Below are 4,283 nucleotides of genomic sequence, written 5' to 3'. Positions count from 1 at the left end.
GACAACACCCTCATGCTCTTCGGCGACGCCAAGAAGATGTGCGAGGACGTTGCCAAGAGCTTGGCGTAGCAGACCGGACGTAGGTTGGGTTCGCGACGCGAACCCAACACCCACTTGTACGGTCCTTCCCTGTTGGGTTCGCTGCCGCGAACCCAACCTACGACAGATTGATAGTTTCCTCCCGACTGGGCCGTGCACGCCGTGGTACGGCCATCTTTTTGCACTGCAACATAAAGTTTCGGCCGCGCCAGGTAAAAAAGACGAACGCATCCACTTTCCCCGCTTGCCGGACCGATTCTTCTGGTATACAAAATTCTGAATTCAGTCGACCAAAGAGCCTTCGCGGCCGGTCGCACGCTCTGGGACGGAACGCCGATGCTGGTGGATGGGGTGACGCTCGATGTCGCGCCGCTGGCCGCCAAGGCCAGCTACAAGGCCAAGGCCTACCAGGCCCTGCGCGACGCGATCGTGCGCATGAACATCTACGGCCACAGCCGCCCGATCCGGATCGACGAGCGGCAGCTGTGCGAGGCGCTGGGCATCAGCCGGACCCCGGTGCGCGAGGCCATCGCCTTGCTCGAGCAGGAAGGCCTCGTCCGGTCGATGCCGCGGCGCGGCGTCTTCGTGGTGCGCAAGACCAGGGACGAGATCCGCGAGCTGATCGTGGTCTGGGCCGCGCTGGAGGGCATGGCCGCCCGCCTGGCGGCGGCGCAGGCCACCCCGGCCGAGATCGAGGCGCTGCGCGCCATGATCGCCGGCCAGGCGGCGGAGGCGGAGTCCTCGGACCGGTTCGCCGCCGCCAACATCGATTTCCATCAGGCGCTGATCCGCCTTGGCGGCTGCGCCCTGATCACCGAGATGACCGAGACCCTGTTCCTGCACATCCGTGCCATCCGCTGGTCCCTGATCGGCCGGCCGGAGCGGGCCGAACGGTCGGTGGCCGACCACGCCGCCATCGTCGAGGCCCTGGCGCGGCGCGACGGGGATCTCGCCGAGACGCTGGTCCGCAACCATGCCCTCGACCTGTCGCGGTCGGTCGAGCGGCACGGGACCGGCTTCGAATGACCGCCCGGCGCCACGCAATGCCGTGCATCCCGAGCAGAAGGTGAAGGAGGAAGCGATCATGCCCGATACGACAGTGAAGGAAGCGGCCGCGACGGAGGAGGTCATCTCCGGCGGTCACCTTGTGGCCAAGGCGCTCAAGGCCGAGGGCATCGACACCATCTTCACCCTCTGCGGCGGCCACATCATCGACATCTATGACGGCTGCCTGGACGAGGGCATCCGCATCATCGACGTCCGGCACGAGCAGGTCGCGGCCCATGCCGCCGACGGCTATGCCCGCGTCACCGGCAAGCCCGGCTGCGCCGTGGTCACCGCCGGCCCGGGCACCACCGACGCCATCACCGGCGTCGCCAACGCCTTCCGCGCCGAGAGCCCGTTCCTGCTGATCGGCGGCCAGGGCGCGCTCGACCAGCACAAGATGGGATCGCTGCAGGACCTGCCGCATGTCGACATGATGAAGTCGATCACCAAGTTCGCGGCCAATGTGGTGACCACCGAGCGCGTCGCCGACATGTGCTCGATGGCCTTCCGCGAGGCCTTCGCCGGCGCCCCCGGCCCGGTCTATCTCGAGATCGGCCGCGACATCCTGGACGGCCATGTGCCGCTGAAGAAGGCCAGGCTGCCGGAGGCCGGCCACTACCGCTGGTCGACCAAGAGCATCGGCGACCCGCGCGACGTCGAGAAACTGGCCGACATCCTGGTCCATGCCAAGAAGCCCTGCGTGCTGCTGGGCCAGCAGGTCTGGACCTGCCGCGCCGCCGAGGACGCGATCGCCTTCGTCCGGGCCCTGAACATCCCGGCCTTCATGAACGGCGCCGGCCGCGGCACGCTGCCGCCCGGCGACCCGCACCACTTCCAGCAGACCCGGCGCTACGCTTTCGACAACGCCGACGTGATCCTGATCGTCGGCACGCCCTTCGACTTCCGCATGGGCTACGGCAAGCGCCTGGGCCGCAACGCCACGGTGGTGCAGATCGACCTCGACTACCGCACCGTCGGCAAGAACCGCGACGTCTCGCTCGGCCTGGTCGGCGATTGCGGCGCCATCTTCGCCGCCGTCACGCAGGCCGTCTCCGGCCGGGTCGACAACGGCGCCAAGGGCCGCGAGCCCTGGCTCGAGGAGCTGCGGGCCGAGGAGGCGAAGATGGAGGCGGCGCGGCTGCCGAAGCTGCGCTCCGACGCCTCGCCGATCCATCCGCTGCGCCTGGCCTATGAGCTGAACGAGTTCCTGACCGACAACACCGTCTATATCGGCGACGGCGGCGACGTCGTCACCTTCTCGGGCGGCGTGGTCAAGCCGCGGGCCCCGGGCCACTGGATGGATCCGGGCCCGCTCGGCACCCTCGGCGTCGGCGTGCCCTTCGCCATGGCGTCGAAGATCGCCCAGCCGGAGAAGGAGGTGCTCTGCCTGTTCGGCGACGGCACCTTCAGCCTGACCGGCTGGGATTTCGAGACCATGGTGCGCTTCGACCTGCCCTTCATCGGCGTGGTCGGCAACAACTCGCACATGAACCAGATCCGCTACGGCCAGATCCAGAAATACGGGCCGGAGAAGGGCAATGTCGGCAACAAGCTGGGCGACGTGCACTACTCCAAGTTCGCCCAGATGCTCGGCGGCTATGGCGAGGAGGTCTACGAGGCCAGCCAGATCCGCCCGGCGCTGGAGCGGGCCCGGGAATCCGGCAAGCCGTCGCTGATCAATGTGTGGATCGACCCCGACGCCTACGCCCCGGGGACCATGAACCAGACCATGTACAAGTAGGCGGCCGCGGGCGCGGGCCATACAGCCGCCCGCGCCCCGTCCTGCAGCTGCACAAACACGGGAGAGAGACCATGGGCAAGGCCCTGGATGGGGTGCGCGTTCTCGACATGACTCATGTCCAGTCGGGACCCTCGGCGACGCAGATCCTGGCGTGGTTCGGGGCGGATGTGATCAAGGTGGAGATGCCGGGCCGCGGCGACATCACCCGGTCGCAGCTGCGCGACAAATCGAATGTCGACAGCCTTTATTTCACCATGCTGAACAGCAACAAGCGCAGCATCACCATCAACATGAAGTCGCCGCAGGGGCAGGAGGCCTTCATCAAGCTGCTCGAGCAGTCGGACGTTCTGATCGAGAATTTCGGCCCCGGCGTGCTCGACCGCCAGGGCTTCCCGTGGGACCGGATCCAGAAGATCAACCCGCGGGTGATCTACGCCTCGGTCAAGGGCTTCGGCCCCGGCCCCTATGTCGACTGCAAGGCCTATGAGACCGTGGCCCAGGCCATGGGCGGGTCGATGAGCACCACCGGCTGGCATGACGGCCCGCCGACCTCGACCGGCGCCCAGATCGGCGACAGCGGCACCGGCATGCATCTCGTCGCCGGCGTGCTCGCGGCGCTGCTGCAGCGGACCCAGACCGGCCGCGGCCAGCGGGTCGAGGTGGCGATGCAGGACTGCGTGCTGAACCTGGTCCGGGTCAAGATGCGCGACCAGCAGCGCCTGGTCCACGGCCCGCTGCGGGAATACCCGAACACCGAGTTCGGCGAGGCCGTGCCGCGCTCCGGCAACGCCTCGGGCGGCGGCCAACCGGGCCAGGCGCTGGTCTGCGCCCCCGGCGGCGAGAACGACTACGCCTATGTCATCATCCAGCCGCAGGGCTGGGCGCCGCTGATGCGCCTGGTCGGCCGCGAGGAGCTGATCGAGGATCCGGCCTATGCCACGCCGGAGGCGCGGCTGAGCCACCTGCCGGACTGTTTCGGCATCCTCCAGGCCTGGACCAGCCAGCGCAGCAAGATCGAGGTGATGCAGGCGCTGAACGAGATCGACGTGCCCTGCGGCCCGATCCTCAGCATGAAGGACCTGATCGAGGACCGCTCGATGTACGACCGCGGCATGCTGGTCGAGGTGCCGCATCCCGAGCGCGGCAACTACGTCCAGGTCGCCCTGCCGATCCGGCTCTCCGACAACGACGTGCCGGTGGAGCGCTCGCCGCTGCTGGGCGAGCACACCGACGAGATCCTGGCCTCGGTCGGCTACGACGCCGACGCCATCGCCGCGATGCGCACCGCCGGCGCGATCTGATGAAAGCGCGGGCCCTTTGCGTTGCCTCTCCCGCTTGCGGGAGAGGTCGGAGACGCGAAGCGGCTCCGGGTGAGGGCCCTTTGTCGAGGCCTGGGCCAGCCCTCACCCGGTCGTCCTGCGGACGCCCGACCTCAACCGCGAGCGGGTGAGGCCAC

3 protein-coding genes are annotated in these 4,283 nt (G+C 68.2%); all 3 read left to right on the top strand.

Annotated elements, in window-relative coordinates; genetic code table 11:
• Positions 1–375: 375 nt before the first annotated feature.
• The 3 genes from ACFW16_RS35805 (at position 376) to frc (ending at position 4,128) form a co-directional block, all read left to right on the top strand.
• Positions 376–1,065: a GntR family transcriptional regulator gene (locus ACFW16_RS35805; RefSeq protein WP_380313876.1), complete on the top strand. Its 690-nt coding sequence runs from the start codon at positions 376–378 to the stop codon at positions 1,063–1,065.
• A gap of 58 nt (positions 1,066–1,123) precedes the next feature.
• Positions 1,124–2,827, top strand: a complete 1,704-nt coding sequence (locus tag ACFW16_RS35800; protein ID WP_380313875.1) for a thiamine pyrophosphate-binding protein — start codon at positions 1,124–1,126, stop codon at positions 2,825–2,827.
• Between the two features lie 71 nt (positions 2,828–2,898).
• Positions 2,899–4,128: a formyl-CoA transferase gene (frc, locus tag ACFW16_RS35795; protein WP_380313874.1), complete on the top strand. Its 1,230-nt coding sequence runs from the start codon at positions 2,899–2,901 to the stop codon at positions 4,126–4,128.
• Positions 4,129–4,283 lie beyond the last annotated feature (155 nt).

The sequence above is a fragment of the Inquilinus sp. NPDC058860 genome, from assembly GCF_042743185.1.
Taxonomy (GTDB): Bacteria; Pseudomonadota; Alphaproteobacteria; order DSM-16000; family Inquilinaceae; genus Inquilinus.
Note: the sequence above shows the minus strand (reverse complement) of the source record. Positions and strands in the feature narration are given on the sequence as shown.